The following is a 17,101-nucleotide window of genomic DNA, read 5'->3' as shown; positions in this document are numbered from 1 at the left end:
AGTGAAACGCAACATCGCCGATGGTAGTGTGGGGATTCCCCATGTGAGAGTAGGTCATCGTCAGGCTTCTAAATACAAAAAAGGCCACCCCATTTGGGGTGGCCTTTTTTGTATTTAGGATACGATGAATTACTGCCACTACCTCGCAGCGCAAAGCGCTGCCATGTGACCGCCCATGCACCGAAGGTGCGAAGGCAGGGGCGCCCTACGGGCGTCGCGCAGCGATGGCGAGCGCAGCTCGACACCCAGTGTAGGTCATCGTTGCTCAGGTTCACTGCTCCACCTGACCGAACGCTACTGCCTACCGATGACCTGCTCTCTTATGTCGGAGCCTGTTTGATGTCGTGCAAGCATTTCGAAAATGTACGGGGATTGGAATGGCGGGTCTAACTAGCTCCGCTGCCACCTGCCCGAGGCCGGACTGATCACATCGGCTGCGCCGATGTGCCCCTGCGGGCGCCTGGCGGCGTCCCAACTGCTGGTGCAGTTGGTCGAACCGAGTGCCGTTTCTCAACCAGCCCCCAGTACCAAACAAAAAAGCCCTGATTGCGCGAGCAATCAGGGCTTTTTTGTTTGGTACCAGAGGCCGGACTCGAACCGGCACGCTTTTAAGGGCGGGGGATTTTGAATCCCCTGTGTCTACCAATTTCACCACTCTGGCAGATCCATCCACCGACGTCAGTGTCGGCTGGAAAGGACGATGATTATAGCGATGGGCGTTGTTGGGTCAACCAGATTTGGCTGCAGAATTGGCGGCAGGGCGCTTTCAGAAGTGCTTTCAGAAGTGCTTTCCGTTACTCTTCGCGACCGATTCATTAATGCCTAGACTGATGTGATGCAACGCCAGGACTTTTACTTTGATTTACCGGAATCGCTGATTGCCAAGGCACCCACCGCAGAGCGCCGTGGCAGCCGTTTGTTGTGCCTGGACGGGGTGACCGGCAACGTGGAGCACCGTCAATTTGTCGATATCCTGGACCTGATCGAGCCCGGTGATCTACTGGTGTTCAATGACACCCGGGTTATCCCTGCACGCCTGTTTGGGCGTAAAGCGAGTGGTGGGAAGCTGGAGATACTGATCGAGCGGGTGCTGGATGAGCGTCGCGCTCTGGCGCATATTCGTTCCAGTAAATCACCCAAGCCTGGCAGTGAAATCCTGCTGGAAGACGATACGGCCCTGTTGATGGTTGAGCGTCACGATGCGCTGTTTGAGCTTGAATTCCCGGCCGAGGGAGTGCTACCGGTACTGGAGCGGCAGGGTCATATGCCGTTGCCACCCTATATTGATCGTGCCGATACGGATGCAGATAAAGAGCGCTATCAGACCGTATATAACCGCAATGCAGGCGCCGTAGCCGCGCCCACCGCGGGCCTGCATTTTGACGATGAGATGATTCAGTCCCTGCGGGACAAGGGTGTGGAAACTGCGTTTGTTACGTTGCATGTGGGCGCCGGCACTTTCCAGCCAGTGCGTGTGGACGACATCAACACACACAAAATGCACAGCGAAATTCTCGATGTCTCTGGGGAAGTTTGCGATGCGGTAGCAGCCTGTCGCGCCCGCGGGGGCAGGGTCGTTGCGGTGGGAACGACCAGTGTTCGTGCGCTGGAAAGTGCCGCGGCAACAGGAACCCTGAAGCCAACCCAGGGTGAGACGGAAATTTTCATTTATCCGGGCTATGAGTACCGGGTAGTGGATCGCCTGATTACCAATTTCCACTTGCCGGAATCCACTCTACTGATGCTGGTAAGCGCATTTGCAGGGTATCGCAATGCCATGAACGCCTATGCAGAGGCTGTGCAACAGAAATACCGCTTTTTCAGCTACGGTGATGCGATGTTGATTGAGCGCAACCCTTCGGTAGATCCCGCAGAAGTTGGCAATCGATAAATAGCCACCCCAATTAGAGATAGAAAAGCGAATCCGTTTTGAGCGAGGAGAAGACCTTGAGCCGCGAATGTTTTATGAAGTTTGAGCTGGATACCACCGATGGCAAAGCCCGTCGTGGACGGCTGCATTTCCCTCGCGGCGTGGTGGAAACACCGGCGTTTATGCCCGTAGGTACATACGGGACGGTCAAAGGAATGCTGCCGCGCGATGTGGAGGGGATCGGTGCCCATATTATTCTCGGTAACACCTTCCATCTGATGTTGCGCCCGGGTACTGAAGTGATCAAGGCCCACGGCACGCTGCACGACTTCATGCAGTGGCAGGGGCCGATTCTCACGGATTCCGGCGGCTTTCAGGTGTTCAGCCTGGGGCAGATGCGAAAAATCAGCGAGGAGGGGGTTTCTTTCAAATCCCCGGTCGATGGTAGCCCCGTTTTTGTCGGCCCTGAGGAGTCGATGCAGGTACAGCGGGACCTGGGTTCCGACGTGGTGATGATTTTTGACGAGTGCACGCCTTATCCGGCGACGCCCGACGAAGCGCGGAAGTCCATGGAGCTCTCCCTTCGCTGGGCCAAGCGCTCGAAAGATGCGCACGGGGACAACCCCTCTGCGTTGTTTGGCATTGTGCAGGGCGGGATGTATCCCGAGTTGCGTGATGTATCCCTGGCCGGGCTTACCGACATTGGCTTTGACGGCTATGCAATTGGTGGTCTTTCTGTTGGTGAGCCGAAGGAGGAGATGATCAAGGTGCTGGATCATCTCGCGCACCAGATGCCAGCGGACAAGCCTCGCTACCTGATGGGTGTGGGTAAGCCGGAAGATCTGGTGGAAGGCGTGCGCCGTGGTGTGGATATGTTTGACTGTGTCATGCCTACCCGCAATGCCCGCAATGGCCACCTGTTTACGTTTGCCGGTGTGGTGAAAATTCGCAATGCCAAACACCGCCATGACACCGGACCTCTGGAAGAGGGGTGCGATTGTTACACCTGTGAGAACTTCTCCCGCAGTTACCTGCACCATCTGGACAAATGTGGGGAAATCCTCGGCTCACAGCTGAACACCATCCACAACCTGCGTCACTATCAGCGCTTGATGCAACGACTGCGGGACGCCATTGCCGAAGGGGCTCTGGAAGACTATGTGGCGACTTTTTACGAGGGTTTGGGACGTGAGGTTCCCCCACTGAGCTGAGCCGTCGGGTGGTGATTTGTGCCACCTGTCTATCCCCGTATAATCAGCTCCCAATTCTGATCGGTACGCCTCGCGGCTTGTAATCGGGCCGTGGCGTCCGCATATCGTCAGTTACCAAAAAAATGTGCCCGTACTGCGCCTGTACAAACGGGCCAGCCCAACAATGAGAACAGCATGAATCGCTTCCCTATCTGGAAATATCTCCTGATTCTGATCGTCGTCGGATTGGGGCTGTTGTATGCAGCGCCGAATTTGTATCCACCTGATCCTGCCGTACAGGTATCCGGCCAATCCAGCGCTCTGAAAATTGATCAAAATGTGCTCAATGAGGCGCAAAAGGCTCTGGATGAAGCGGGTATCGAATACTTCGGGGGCGAAGTACAGGACAAATCGATTCTGTTGCGCCTCAAATCGAATGAAGAACAGCTGCCCGCCAAGCGCGCGATTCAGGAAGCCCTCGGCCACAGCGAATACGTGGTAGCCCTGAACCTGGCGCCCACCACACCGGAGTGGCTGATGAATATGGGCGCAAGCCCGATGAAGCTCGGTCTCGACCTGGCGGGCGGTGTGCACTTTCTGATGGAAGTGGACACCAACTCCATCGTCAAAACCAATATGGAAGGCTACGTCTCCGACGTGAAGTCCAAACTGCGCGCGGCCAAGGCGCGCTACCGCAGTGTTGAGCTGGAAGACGATCGTGAAATCGTGGCCAAATTCCGCAGTGAAGACCTGCGCACCCTGGGCATGCGTACCCTGCGCAGTGAATTTCCGACATTGCAGCTGACCGAGAGCGGTGGCGGCAGCAATCTGGAAATTCGTGCAACCCTCGCTGACCAGGAAATCAAACAGCTGGAAGACTATGCGGTTACCCAGAACCTGACCACGCTGCGCAACCGGGTGAATGAGCTGGGTGTTGCCGAGCCCATCGTGCAGCGCCAGGGGCGCAATCGCATTGTGGTGGAGCTGCCGGGTGTTCAGGACACCGCGGAAGCCAAGCGGATCATCGGTAAAACCGCAAACCTGGAATACCGTATGGAAGCCAAGCAGGATGCTCTGGTGACCACTAAAGAGTATTTCGAGTACCGCAACGAGCAGGAGCGTGCCGCCTACGGCGGAGCCTGGCTGGAACGTAAAATCATCATTTCCGGTGAGCGCGTGACCGATGCGCGTGTCGGCTACGACGAGAGCGGTTTCCCGCAGGTAAACATCACCCTGGATTCCCGCGGTGGTGAACTGATGCACCGTGCGACCTGGAAAAATGTTGGTCGTCGTATGGGTACCCTATTTGTGGAGAGCCGGTTCACGCCGGAGACCCAGATTGACGCAGACGGCAACGAAATCGTTGTGCAAAAGCGCACCGATGACAAAAAGATCATTAGCCTGGCCACGGTTCAGAGCCCTCTCGGTCGCCAGTTCCGTACCACTGGTCTGGGCAGCCCGGCAGAAGCCCAGGAACTCGCGCTGCTGCTGCGCTCCGGTGCATTGGCGGCTCCCATGTATTTCGTGGAAGAGCGCGTGATCGGCCCGTCTTTGGGTGCGGATAACATCAAGGTGGGTCTGACCTCGGTACAGATCGGCCTGTTGGCGGTTGTTATCTGTATGCTGCTTTTCTACCGGGTGTTTGGCCTGGCGGCGAACATTGCGCTGGCGGCCAACCTGGTTCTGCTGGTTGCCGTCATGTCCATTCTCGGCGCGACACTTACCCTGCCGGGTATTGCGGGTATGGTATTGACCATCGGTATGGCGGTGGATGCGAACGTTCTGATCTTCTCGCGAATACGGGAGGAGTTGCGCAATGGCTTGCCGCCGCAATCTGCAATCAATGCGGGCTTCGACAACGCCTATAGTGCCATTGTCGACGCCAACATCACCACCCTGATTGTGGCGGTAATCCTGTACGCCATTGGCTCCGGCCCGGTACAGGGCTTCGCGGTCACCCTGTCTATCGGCATCCTGACGTCCATGTTCAGCGCCATCATGGGCACCCGTGCATTGATCAACCTGTTCTACGGCGGCCGCCGTGTTCAGAAACTCTGGATTTGAGGGAAGGGTGATGAGTAGTAATACCAAAGAAGAAAACGGCAAGATCACCGAATATATGGGCAAGCGTGTGTACGACTTTATGCGCTGGCGTAAAGTTGCCGCTGCATTCTCGCTCGCCCTGGTTGCCGCCTCGATTATCGCGCTGGCAATGAACGGCCTGAAACTGGGCCTGGATTTTACCGGTGGTACCCAGATCGAAGTGGGCTATGAAAAAGCTCCGAAAATTGAAGATGTGCGCAGCCAGCTGGAGCAGGCTGGTTTTGAGGGCGCCGCGGTTGTGAACTTCGGTTCCGACAGTGAACTGCTGATCAAGCTGCCGCCGGAAGTTGCGGAGCAGCAGGCTCAGCAGAACGCTCGCGACGCAGAAGCGACCAACTCCATTGGCGATAAGGTTGTCGGTGCATTGCGCCAGCACAGTGATGGCCGTATTGACCTGCGCCGGGTGGAAATGGTCGGCCCGCAGATCGGTGAGGAGCTGCGTGACGACGGTGGTCTGGGCATGCTGTTCGCCCTGGCCGTAGTGATGGGCTATGTAGCCCTGCGTTTTCAGTACAAGTTTGCCGTGGGTGCGGTAGTGGCCTTGATTCACGACGTGATCATCGTGCTGGGTTTCTTTGCCATCCTGCGCCTGGATTTCGATCTGACGGTGCTCGCCGCGGTGCTCGCGGTGATCGGTTATTCCATTAACGACACCATCGTGGTGTACGACCGGGTGCGGGAGAATTTCCGCAAGGTGCGCCAGGCGGATCCGGCGGAGGTGATTAATATCTCCATGAGCCAGACCCTGAGCCGTACCTTTATGACCTCTTTCACCACCTTGCTGGTGCTATGGGCACTGCAATTCTTCGGTGGCGAGCTGATTCACAACTTCTCCCTGGCGCTGATTGTGGGTGTGGTGATCGGTACCTTCTCTTCCGTATACGTGGCCGCCAATATCCTGATGGCGATGAATACCACCAAGGAAGACCTGATGCCGCCGGTGAAGGAAGGGGCAGAGCTGGACGAAATGCCCTGATCTATTGGGCAAATCTATTTGGTAAGTAGCCGTAGCCAAACGGCAGGCACAAAAAAGGCGGGAATTTCCCGCCTTTTTATATCTGGTCTTGCTGTGACTGAAGGGGTTTCAGGCTATCTCGATGAGGCTACCTGGCCGGCTTGTCAGTCACTATCTGTAGTACAGCAGTACTACAGCCGCGCTTGAGGAATCAGGCGCGGGGCTTTTTGCCCAGGGTGATGTGTTTGGGGCCAGATGTATTGGTTTGGCCGCTGACACCCTTGGGTACTTGCTCGATCTCTCCGCCACTGGCGAGGAACGCCTGAATCTGAGCTTCGATGGCTTCGCGCGATTCTGTAGAAACAGTTTCCTTACCGCGTTTGCTGGCGCTGGATGCTTTTTTAGCCACAATTCTGTCCACTTTTATGCATGAACGGCAGATAATACCGCATTTTGTGCAAAAAATCACCCGCCACGCTATGCGCGCACTTGCCTGGTGCCGGGGGGCAGTATTTCGACAGGGCAACTTTTACTGGCTGAAACGGAAAAGGCCTGATTTTTCAGGCCTTTTCCGTTTTTAAAGGTAGGAAATGCAGGGCGTGTCAGGGGCAGGCGCCAACAGACCAATTGCTGCCGTCATTGCTGTGAAGGGTATTCAGGCCCCAGGTAGAGCCTGTCATTGGCTCATCGGTCCCCTGGGCAAAGTAGTTCGGGGCCATGGGGTTGCCGGTACTGTAGGCGCGGCCGGCGGTCTTCTGGTAGTAGTTGTAAGTGGCGTGTTCGGTACAGGTCTCGCCGCCACCGCTGCTTCCGCCCGAGCTGCTGCCACCCGAGCTACTGCTCGAGCTGCTGGAGCTACTGCCACCGGAACTACCTCCGCTGGAGCTTCCGCCACCGGAACAGGCGACCTGTGGACCGGTACATGACGCATCGGTATCACGCCACTGGCACTGGCCGCCCCCGACTGAAAATTCGTCCAGACGGAAACTGGCAGTGCTGTACTCCAGGTAGCAATTGGCGTAGTTGGTGTAGTCGAGGCGACCTGCGGCAATGTGCTGGTCCAGAGTTGCTGTGACCCCGGCATCAGCAACGAAACTCACGCTGGCGCTACTGCTCAAACCTGTCATATCCGTCGCAGTGACAGACGCGGAGCCGGAGCCGCCCGGTAAATTACATTTCTCTCCGCTGAACTCGGTCCCGACAACAGTGGCGGTAACACTGCCATTGCTGAATGCAATGGTGACACTCTCCAGGTCCTGGTTCTGGTCTACCACGGTACCGCTTACGGAAACGCATTGGCCGGCCACCTCGGCGCTGAGGTTGCTGAGCTCCGGTGCGGTCGCTGGCGGTTCCGGTCCCACGCGCACGGTCGATACATAGGGCTCCCCGATGGCACCTTCATTGTCTGTAGCGGTTACGGTTATTTCGTAGAGACCGTCCGCCAGTGCCGGGCTGGTCAGCGAAAAAAAACCGCTGGCGTCGGTGCCTCCACTCACTGAACTGCTGGTGCCGCCAACAAAAGTGGCGTCAACGCTTTGCACGCTGCCTTCCGCATCGGTCGCGGTGCCACTGACCAGTACCTGGCCGCCACTGGTGCTGACATTGATGTCACTGATTACCGGGCCGCTGTTGCGGTCTACGCGCTTGTTATGGTCTGCGAAGTACTGACCCAGGTAGCTGGCGTAGTTAATGCCCGCACCGCTGATGTAGCTGCCGCTCGCGCCCTGGCCGCCGGACCAGGAGTGGTCCACGCCGTTCAGCCACAGCATGGACACGCGTCCATCCTGCCAAAGAGTCTCGGTCGCGCTTCGATTGCCTTCACTGTAGGTATTGGTACCCGGGAGCTGACCCACCTCGTAGACGCCAGCCATGCCCTCGGCGTTTTGTGTGTTGTAGCAGTCGTCCACGGTCGTGTCGTTGGTACCGTGAGCGATAGACGCGATCTGTGTGCCGAAATGGCTGGCATAGCTACCGGCGTAGGAATTACAACGGCTGGTCACGTTGGCGGTTTCACAGCTGCCAATGGCGCCGCTGGAGCTGGTGCCTATGCTTGGCCCGGCACTGATCCCCATGCCTGCAAACACGTCCGGTGCGATACACGCGGTGGTGTTGGCAAACGCTGCGCCGGAGGAGAGGCCGGCGATATACACCTGATTGGGGTCGATATTGCGGTTGGCGTCGCCACTCATGGTATTTGCCAGGTTGACCAGGTTTTTGTAGTCACCGGCGGTACGTGAGCGGGTGCCCTGCCAGTAGGACCAGCAGCTGAAACCGGCCTTGTTCATGGCATCGGGTACCGCCACTACCATGCCGTATTCTTCTGCGGCCTGTTCCAGATTTGCACTCAGGTAGGCATCGATGGATTGGGTACACCCGTGCAGTACCACCAGTAACGACTTGCCATCGCCAATGGGGGAGGTGGAATCCGGGGTGTAAATATGGACCTTGTTGAAGCCGCCGATGGCGACGTTCTGTTGCCAGCTGCCGGCGTCTGCCGCTGCCGCACCCAGCAATATAGATAGACCCAGGCCTGCGCCCAGGAGCTTGCGCTGCTCGAAAAGTTTCATCGCTTTCACCGTTATTTTTATTGGAAGCAACCCCAGCCTAGCGAGGGGCCGAAACGGTGAATATGCGACCTAAGTCGTATGCAGGGAGGTAGGTTATTCCGCGTCTTCGTCTTCTGCCTGCGAGTCGTCCGCAGCGGATGCCAGCGGCCAGCCGCCCAGGTCACGCCAGCGATTGACGATGCCGCAGAACAGCTCGGCGGTTTTCTCCGCATCGTATTCGGCGGAGTGGGCCGCGCTGTTATCAAAGGCCATGCCGGCGGTCTGGCAGGCTTTGGCCAGGACGGTCTGACCGTAGGCCAGCCCCGCCAGGGTGGCGGTGTCCATACAGGAGAAGGGGTGAAATGGGTTTCGCTTCAGGCCGCAGCGGGCCACGGCGGCATTGATGAAGCCCAGGTCAAAATGCGCATTGTGCGCCACCATAATGGCGCGGGTACAGCTGTGATTTTTGATGGCGCGGCGGATCTGGCGAAACAGCTCCGGCAGGGCTATCTCCTCTGGCCAGGCATCGCGATCCGGGGAGTCCAGGTCCACGCCGATAAAATCCAGGGCGGACTGCTCAATATTGGCCCCTTCAAACGGTTCGATATGAAAGCTGTGGGTTTCCTCGGGGTAGAGGGTGCCCTCCTCATCCATATTCAGGATCACCGCCGACACTTCCAGCAGGGCGTCGGTGCGGGCGTTGAAGCCCGCGGTTTCCAGATCCAGCACCACCGGCAGAAAGCCGCGGAAGCGCTGGGCCAGAAGACTTTTGGGGCCGTTCGGCGTTTCTGCTGGGGTCACGGGAATCCTGAAATCTCAATCAATTCAAAGGCGGCTGGCCGATGCGGGGATTATACCCGACGCCAGTTCAAAGTTTCGCCGGCGGCCAGCGGGATCAGGGCGTCGTCGCCCATCTGCAATCCGGTCGGCAGGGTCCAGGGCTCGCGCACCAGGGTAATGGTATCGGTATTGCGCGGCAGGCCGTAGAAGTCCGGGCCGAAGTCACTGGCGAAGCCCTCGAGCTTGTCCAGTTTACCCGCGCGCTCGAAGGCTTCCGCGTAGAGCTCGATGGCGCTGAAGGCGGTATAGCAACCGGCGCAGCCACAGGACGTCTCCTTCTTCCCCTGGATATGTGGGGCGGAATCTGTGCCGAGGAAAAACTTGGGGTCGCCGCTGGTGGCCGCCTCAATCAGCGCTGTCTGATGTGAGTTGCGCTTGAGAATGGGCAGGCAGTAGTAATGAGGGCGAATGCCACCCACCAGCATATGGTTGCGATTGTACAGCAGGTGGTGCGCGGTAATCGTCGCGGCGATCCCTTCGCGGGCCTGGCTGACAAACTCGACGGCGTGGGATGTGGTGATATGTTCGAGTACGATTTTCAGGGTAGGGAAGTCGTCGACAACCGGGCCCAGAATATTCTCGATAAACACTCGCTCGCGGTCGAAAATATCGATGTCACTGGTGGTGACTTCTCCGTGCAGCAGCAATTTCATGCCGCAGGACTGCATGGCTTCCAGTGCCGGGTAGATATTGGCGATATCGGTGACGCCGGAATCGGAGTTGGTAGTGGCGCCGGCCGGGTAGAGCTTGGCGGCAACTACGCCTGCTGCATGGGCCTGCTGCACCACTTCCGGGGTCGTGTTGTCCGTCAGGTAGATCACCATCAGCGGGGTAAACGGATTGCCTTCCGGGATGGCAGCTTCGATGCGCCCTTTATACGCGAGGGCATCATCGGCGGTGATGACTGGCGGTACCAGGTTGGGCATGATGATTGCCCGTTGAAACTGGTCTGCGGCATCGCCCACCGTGCGTGTCAGTGCTGCGCCATCGCGCAAATGGATGTGCCAGTCGTCTGGTTTACGCAGCGTAATTTGTGGTTTGGGCTCCACCGAATATCTCCTCCCGGATTGATCGCGGCGCCGATGCTACCCGAAGCGCCAAAAAATTGCGAAAACTGCCGCGAATGTCTCATTTCTCACCAGATTGAATGTAAAGTAGACAGGTTGGCGGGCTGCTTTTTGCGCAATCATTCGGCTGGCCGTCTGGTGCTAGTCGTATGCCGTTCTAGGCGCTACAATCGCGCCCCGAAAAAAGGCGGCCTACCCGCAGTTCCTGGGCACACATCCAAAAATAATCCCCCCCAGTTTGAAACAATTCACAGGTGCAACGCCCCGGTAAGGCGGCGGTGTACCTGTAGTGAAGGCACAGCCCGAAAGCACGGGCCCACTATACAGAGGATAGTAATGAGCAAGATCGATAAGGTGGTATTGGCATATTCCGGCGGGCTCGATACTTCAGTGATCGTACGCTGGTTGCAGGATACCTATGGGTGTGAGGTTGTGACCTTTACCGCCGATATCGGTCAGGGTGAGGAAGTGGAGCCTGCACGCGCCAAAGCGGAGGCCCTGGGCGTAAAAGAGATCTACATCGACGATCTGCGCGAAGAGTTCGTGCGCGATTTTGTCTTCCCCATGTTCCGCGCCAACACCATATACGAAGGTGAGTACCTGCTGGGTACTTCTATCGCGCGTCCTCTGATTGCCAAACGCCTGATCGAAATCGCCAATGAAACCGGGGCGGATGCCATCTCGCACGGTGCCACCGGCAAGGGTAATGACCAGGTGCGTTTCGAGCTGGGCGCCTACGCGCTGAAACCGGGTATCCAGGTCATCGCCCCCTGGCGAGAGTGGGACCTGAACTCCCGCGAAAAACTGATGGAATACTGCGAACAGCACAAGATTCCTGTGGACTTTTCCAACAAGAAGAAAAAGTCACCGTACTCCATGGATGCCAACCTGCTGCATATCTCCTATGAAGGCGGTGTGCTCGAGGAGCCCTGGGCGGAAGCGGAAGAAGATATGTGGCGCTGGAGTGTCAGCCCGGAGTCCGCACCGGACAAGCCCACTTATATCACCCTGCAATACGAGAATGGCGACCCGGTTGCCATCGACGGCGAGCGCATGAGCCCGGCAACCCTGCTGGAGAAACTCAACAAGCTCGGTGGCGCCAACGGTATCGGCCGTCTGGATATCGTGGAAAACCGCTATGTGGGCATGAAGTCCCGCGGCTGCTACGAAACGCCCGGCGGCACCATCATGATGAAGGCACACCGCGCCATCGAATCCATTACTCTGGATCGCGAAGTCGCGCACCTGAAAGACGAGCTGATGCCGCGCTACGCAAAGCTGATTTACAACGGTTACTGGTGGTCCCCCGAGCGCGAAATGCTGCAGGCGGCAATCGACCAGTCCCAGTCAGTGGTGAACGGTGAAGTACGCCTGAAACTGTACAAAGGCAGTGTGTCGGCGGTGGGCCGCCGCTCCGAAGACAGCCTGTTCGACGAGAAAATTGCCACCTTCGAAGACGATGCTGGCGCCTACGATCAGAAAGATGCCGAGGGCTTCATCAAATTGAACGCCCTGCGACTGCGAATTGCGGCAGGTAAAGGCAGAGACTTGATCTAAATCAGCCGGGAGCGGCGATTACAGCGTTTAAATCGTCGTTCCTGTGCCCATCCGGTCTACCGTGAAGGGTGTACCGCCCCTTGTTGGCGAAGTTGGCGTATGCCCCGCGTTTGACGGAAACGAATCTCTAAAAGCAACGGAAGTAACACAATGACGACTACAGTGGCAGAGGCCGGCAAGCTGCCGGACTATGACTACAACATTGTGCGCCAGTTCACCATCATGTCGGTGGTCTGGGGTATTTTTGGTATGGGCGTGGGCGTCCTGATCGCCGCTCAGCTGGCCTGGCCCGCGCTGAATGACCTGTGGCAGCCCTTCACCCACTTTGGTCGTCTGCGTCCGCTGCACACCAATGCGGTGATTTTCGCGTTTGGCGGCAGTGTGCTGTTTGCGACTTCCTACTATGTGGTTCAGCGCACCTGTCAGACCCGCCTGTGGGGTGGCTGGCTGATTCCATTTACCTTCTGGGGCTGGCAGGTGGTCATCATTGCCGCCGCGATTACCCTGCCGCTGGGTTACACCTCCAGTAAGGAGTACGCGGAGCTGGAGTGGCCGATTGATATTCTGATCGCGCTGGTGTGGATTGCCTATGCCATCGTGTTCTTTGGCACCATCGTCAAGCGCCGTACCTCCCACATTTACGTTGCCAACTGGTTCTTTGGTGCCTACATCATCACCATTGCCGCGTTGCACATCGTCAACAACCTGGAAGTTCCGGTTGCGCCGTTCAAGTCCTACTCCATCTATTCTGGAACCAAGGATGCGATGATTCAGTGGTGGTATGGCCACAACGCAGTTGGTTTCTTCCTGACCGCGGCCTTCCTCGGCATCATGTACTACTTCGTGCCCAAGCAGGCGGGTCGCCCGGTATATTCTTACCAGCTGTCCATCGTGCATTTCTGGGCGTTGATCTCCATTTACGTGTGGGCCGGTGGCCACCACCTGCACTACTCCGCACTGCCGGACTGGACCCAGAGCCTGGCGATGATCATGTCCGTAATCCTGCTGGCGCCTTCCTGGGGTGGCATGATCAACGGCATCATGACCTTGTCCGGTGCCTGGCACAAACTGCGTACCGATCCGACCCTGCGCTTCCTGGTGGTTTCCCTGTCGTTCTACGGCATGTCCACGTTCGAAGGCCCGATGATGTCCATCAAGACCGTGAATGCGCTGTCGCACAATACCGACTGGACCATTGGTCACGTGCACTCTGGCGCGCTCGGTTGGGTTGCCATGATCTCCATCGGCGCCCTGTATCACCTGGTGCCGGTCCTCTGGGGTCGCAAGGAAATGTACAGCGTCAAGCTGATCAATGCGCATTTCTGGCTCGCTACCGTGGGCACCGTTCTGTACATCGCGGCGATGTGGGTGAACGGTATTACCCAGGGTTTGATGTGGCGCGCCTTCAACGCCGACGGCACTCTGACCTACAGCTTTGTGGAGAGCGTGATCGCCAGCCACCCGGGCTACATCGTTCGCTGGTTGGGCGGTGCCTTCTTCCTCACCGGTATGTTCCTGATGGCGTACAACGTATTCCGCACCGTCACCGACGAGCCGAAGGAAGGCGAAGTGCGTCACGATGAAAACCTGCCGATCGCGAAGAATGCTTAAGGGGAAACGATCGTGAAAAATCATGACATCGTAGAAAAGAACATCGGCCTGATGATGGTGCTGATCGTTGTAGCGATCAGCTTCGGTGCCCTGGTGGAAATCGTTCCCCAGTTCTTCACCACCAATAACAATGAGCCTATTGCCGGTCTGAAACCGCTGGGCGCGGTTGAGCTGGAAGGGCGCGATATCTATATCCGCGAAGGCTGCCACGTGTGTCACACCCAGATGGTGCGTCCGCTGCGCGCGGAAGTGGAGCGTTACGGTCACTACTCCATGGCGCAAGAGTTCGTGTACGAGCACCCCTTCCTGTGGGGCTCCAAACGAACCGGCCCGGATCTCGCTCGCGTAGGTGGCCGCTACTCTGACGAATGGCACCGCGCGCACCTGTACGATCCGCGCAATGTGGTACCGGAATCCATCATGCCGTCTTACCCCTGGTTGTTTGACAATATCGTCACCGGGGAACACACGGCGAGAAAGATGAGAGCACTGCGCTCTGTCGGAGTGCCCTACACCGATGAAGATATCGCCAACGCCAGCAAGCCCTTTGTGGGCGGGCGCGTTACCGAGATTGATGCGCTGGTTGCCTACCTGCAGCAGCTGGGCACCCTGGTACAGCAGAAGCGCTAAGCGAGGTAATCGGTGACTATCGATATTCTGCGGCAGATCGCCGTTGTTCTCGGCGCACTGGCATTCCTCGCGGTGTGCTGGTGGGCTTTCTCCCCCAAACGTAAAGAGCGTTTTGAGGAAGATGCAAAGCTGCCGTTCGCCGATGAGCAGGAAACTCTAGACAAGTCCGCTCGCGAGAGCGAAAGCACCACTGGCGACGAGGCCGGTATGAAACAGGAACAGGGGCAGGACAAATGAGTACATTTTGGAGTGTTTGGGTAATTGTGCTCACCCTCGCCAATCTTGCATTGGTAACTTGGGTTCTTTTTGCAAACCGCAAAGTGGCGGTAGACGATCAGGACGACCCGGAAAACCGCACCACCGGCCATGTGTACGATGGTATTGAGGAATACGACAACCCGCTGCCGAAATGGTGGTTCCTGTTGTTCATTTTCACTCTGATATTTTCTGCGGCCTACCTGGTTATCTATCCGGGAATGGGTAATTTCAAAGGGCTCGGCGGCTGGACGTCCGTGGGTGCCCTGAAAGCCGATCAGGCCAAAGCGCAGGCGGAGTTCAAGGAGAACTTTGGTCAGTACGTGGATATGCCCATCGAGAAAATTGCCGAAAATCGCGAAGCACTGAAAATGGGTGCACGGATTTTTGCCAACAACTGCGCGGTTTGTCACGGTGCTGACGGTGGCGGCAACTACGGTTTCCCGAACCTCACCGACAGCGACTGGCTTTATGGCGGCACCCCGGAGAAGATATTGGAAACTCTGCACAATGGTCGTCAGGGGCTGATGCCACCACAGGGGCCGATCATCGGCGAAGATGGTGTTGAAAATGTGACCGAATATGTTCTGGCCATGAATGGACTGGAACATGACGCCGCACTGGCCGAGCAGGGCAAGCAGGTGTTTGGAACCGTGTGTTTGGCGTGTCACGGTGCAGATGGCAAGGGCAACCAGGCGCTCGGTGCGCCGAACCTGACCGATGATATCTGGCTTTACGGCGGCACCCGCGAAGAGATTCAGCACACCGTACGCGGTGGCCGAAGCAACAATATGCCGTCTCAGAAAGACAAGCTGCGTGAAGACAAGATTCGTCTGGTCGCCGCTTATGTTTACAGCCTGTCTCGTCAGGAAGACGTGCAGCAGTAACTGAACGCTCCGGCGCAACTCCGTTTGCGCCGCGCCAGATAAGGGGGCTTCCGGCCCCCTTTATCCACAGGGACGGGCACTGCAGGGAAGAACAACAAGCCTCATTGCAATGATTGCAGTTTCCATCCCGAGTCCCTTCGGGCAAGCGAGGTTTTGTGAGCGATAGAATTCCTACCCGGGAAGAGCAGGAAGGTGGTGGCGAAGTCCGCTATCGCATGCTCTACGAGTCAGACGACAAGGTCTATATCCGGCATATCCGCGGCGTTTATACCCGCATCCGAAAATACACCGGTCTTCCACTGTTACTCGCGTTTTTCTTTATCCCCTGGCTCAATATCGATGGGCGCCAGGCGGTACATTTCGATTTGCCTGCGCGGCAGTTTCATATTCTCTGGGCGACCTTTGGCCCACAGGACGGCATCCTGCTCGCTGCTCTGCTGATTATTTCGGCGTTTGCCCTGTTTGCCGTGACTACCTGGCTGGGGCGGGTGTGGTGCGGGTTTACCTGCCCGCAAACGGTCTGGACCCTGATGTTCATCTGGGCCGAACGGGTGTGTGAGGGTGACCGTGCGAAACGCATGAAACTGGATGCCGCTCCCTGGAGCACTGAGAAAGTGTTGCGCAAGGGCGGTACTCACGCGATCTGGCTGCTGATATCCCTCGCCACGGCGCTGGCGTTCGTCGGATACTTTTATGGTATCCGCGATCTGGTGGTCGATCTTGCGACCTTTACCGCACACCCACAGGGAGCCTTCTGGGTTGCTTTCTTTATGTTTGCCACCTACTTCAATGCCGGCTTTATGCGCGAGCAGGTGTGCAAATACATGTGTCCCTACGCGCGCTTCCAATCGGTCATGTACGACAAGGACACACTGGCGGTGTATTACGATGCCCGTCGGGGGGAAGCCCGTGGGCCACGCAAGAAGGGTGTGGACTACAAGGCCCAGGGCCTGGGCGACTGTATTGATTGCTACTGGTGTGTGCAGGTGTGCCCGGTGGATATCGATATCCGCGATGGCATGCAGTACGAGTGCATCAACTGCGGCCTCTGCGTCGACGCCTGCAACAGTGTGATGGACAAAATGCAATATCCCCGGGGGTTGATCCGTTTTACCTCGGAAGACGAGCTGGAAACCGGCAAAACCCAGTACGCTCGCCCGCGGCTTCTCGGGTATGGATTGATTTTATTACTGCTTGTCGGGGCCTTTTCCTATCAGGTTGTTACCCGGTCGCCGGTACAGGCGGAGGTGCTGCGCGATCGCGGCGCGCGGATGTATCGCGTGTCCCAGGGCATGGTACAGAATGTCTATACGGTCAAGATCAATAATATGGATCAGCGTCCGCACGAGTTCACGATACGGGTAACCGGTAAACCCGGGTACGATTACTCCTTGCGAATGCAGCGGAATCCACTGGTCAACCCCGGGGAGTTATACTCTGTGCCCATTCGGGTGAGCGTGCCGAAGAAGCAACTGCAGGATACCAAACACGATATTTATATTGAGATTGAGGCGAAGGATGCACCGGAGCTTAAAGATCGCCATAAAACGGTGTTTATTGGTCCCAAATAGACCGACGGCAGGGAAGGGC

At 57.3% G+C, this 17,101-nt stretch carries 14 protein-coding genes and 1 tRNA gene; 10 read left to right on the top strand and 5 right to left on the bottom strand.

All coding sequences use genetic code 11. The annotated features are described in order from the left end of the window. Positions 1-574: 574 nt before the first annotated feature. A tRNA-Leu gene (locus ACXAG1_RS16755) sits at positions 575-661 on the bottom strand. A 174-nt stretch (positions 662-835) separates the two neighbouring features. Between ACXAG1_RS16755 and queA the strand changes: the two genes are divergently transcribed. The 4 genes from queA (at position 836) to secF (ending at position 6,139) form a co-directional block, all read left to right on the top strand. Beyond that, positions 836-1,891, top strand: coding sequence for a tRNA preQ1(34) S-adenosylmethionine ribosyltransferase-isomerase QueA (gene queA, locus ACXAG1_RS16750; RefSeq protein WP_475092316.1), 1,056 nt, complete (start codon positions 836-838; stop codon positions 1,889-1,891). A 74-nt stretch (positions 1,892-1,965) separates the two neighbouring features. Then, positions 1,966-3,081, top strand: coding sequence for a tRNA guanosine(34) transglycosylase Tgt (gene tgt / locus ACXAG1_RS16745; protein ID WP_475093935.1), 1,116 nt, complete (start codon positions 1,966-1,968; stop codon positions 3,079-3,081). A gap of 174 nt (positions 3,082-3,255) precedes the next feature. Next, a complete protein-coding gene (gene secD / locus ACXAG1_RS16740) occupies positions 3,256-5,124 on the top strand; it encodes a protein translocase subunit SecD (protein WP_475092317.1) in 1,869 nt (622 codons plus the stop codon). A 10-nt stretch (positions 5,125-5,134) separates the two neighbouring features. Next, positions 5,135-6,139, top strand: a complete 1,005-nt coding sequence (gene secF, locus ACXAG1_RS16735) for a protein translocase subunit SecF (protein ID WP_475092318.1) — start codon at positions 5,135-5,137, stop codon at positions 6,137-6,139. A 190-nt stretch (positions 6,140-6,329) separates the two neighbouring features. Here the strand turns inward: secF and ACXAG1_RS16730 are convergent, their stop codons facing one another. The 4 genes from ACXAG1_RS16730 to pyrC form a co-directional block, all read right to left on the bottom strand. Further along, on the bottom strand, positions 6,330-6,527 hold the full coding sequence (locus ACXAG1_RS16730; RefSeq protein WP_043321079.1) for a hypothetical protein: 198 nt from the start codon (positions 6,525-6,527) through the stop codon (positions 6,330-6,332). Between the two features lie 193 nt (positions 6,528-6,720). Continuing rightward, positions 6,721-8,685, bottom strand: a complete 1,965-nt coding sequence (locus tag ACXAG1_RS16725) for an extracellular catalytic domain type 1 short-chain-length polyhydroxyalkanoate depolymerase (RefSeq protein ID WP_475092319.1) — start codon at positions 8,683-8,685, stop codon at positions 6,721-6,723. Positions 8,686-8,778: 93 nt separating this feature from the next. Then, complete coding sequence (rnt, locus tag ACXAG1_RS16720) at positions 8,779-9,465, bottom strand: ribonuclease T (RefSeq protein ID WP_475092320.1); 687 nt, start codon at positions 9,463-9,465, stop codon at positions 8,779-8,781. Positions 9,466-9,515: 50 nt separating this feature from the next. Then, complete coding sequence (gene pyrC, locus ACXAG1_RS16715) at positions 9,516-10,553, bottom strand: dihydroorotase (RefSeq protein WP_475092321.1); 1,038 nt, start codon at positions 10,551-10,553, stop codon at positions 9,516-9,518. A 354-nt stretch (positions 10,554-10,907) separates the two neighbouring features. Between pyrC and ACXAG1_RS16710 the strand changes: the two genes are divergently transcribed. The 6 genes from ACXAG1_RS16710 to ccoG all read left to right on the top strand — a co-directional run bounded on the left by ACXAG1_RS16710 (position 10,908) and on the right by ccoG (position 17,082). Beyond that, positions 10,908-12,128, top strand: a complete 1,221-nt coding sequence (locus ACXAG1_RS16710) for an argininosuccinate synthase (RefSeq protein WP_475092322.1) — start codon at positions 10,908-10,910, stop codon at positions 12,126-12,128. A gap of 150 nt (positions 12,129-12,278) precedes the next feature. Then, positions 12,279-13,739, top strand: coding sequence for a cytochrome-c oxidase, cbb3-type subunit I (ccoN, locus tag ACXAG1_RS16705; protein ID WP_475092323.1), 1,461 nt, complete (start codon positions 12,279-12,281; stop codon positions 13,737-13,739). A 12-nt stretch (positions 13,740-13,751) separates the two neighbouring features. Next, the gene (ccoO, locus tag ACXAG1_RS16700; protein WP_475092325.1) at positions 13,752-14,369 is read left to right on the top strand and encodes a cytochrome-c oxidase, cbb3-type subunit II; all 618 of its coding nucleotides are present in this window, start codon (positions 13,752-13,754) and stop codon (positions 14,367-14,369) included. 12 nt (positions 14,370-14,381) lie between these two features. Beyond that, positions 14,382-14,606, top strand: coding sequence for a cbb3-type cytochrome oxidase subunit 3 (locus ACXAG1_RS16695; protein WP_475092326.1), 225 nt, complete (start codon positions 14,382-14,384; stop codon positions 14,604-14,606). After that, positions 14,603-15,511, top strand: coding sequence for a cytochrome-c oxidase, cbb3-type subunit III (gene ccoP / locus ACXAG1_RS16690; RefSeq protein ID WP_475120320.1), 909 nt, complete (start codon positions 14,603-14,605; stop codon positions 15,509-15,511). Before ACXAG1_RS16695 ends, ccoP begins: the two co-directional genes overlap by 4 nt. A gap of 155 nt (positions 15,512-15,666) precedes the next feature. Beyond that, the gene (ccoG, locus tag ACXAG1_RS16685; protein ID WP_475120319.1) at positions 15,667-17,082 is read left to right on the top strand and encodes a cytochrome c oxidase accessory protein CcoG; all 1,416 of its coding nucleotides are present in this window, start codon (positions 15,667-15,669) and stop codon (positions 17,080-17,082) included. Positions 17,083-17,101: the final 19 nt, after the last annotated feature.

The organism is Microbulbifer sp. ABE4_465 (assembly GCF_056160765.1).
Note: the sequence above shows the minus strand (reverse complement) of the source record. Positions and strands in the feature narration are given on the sequence as shown.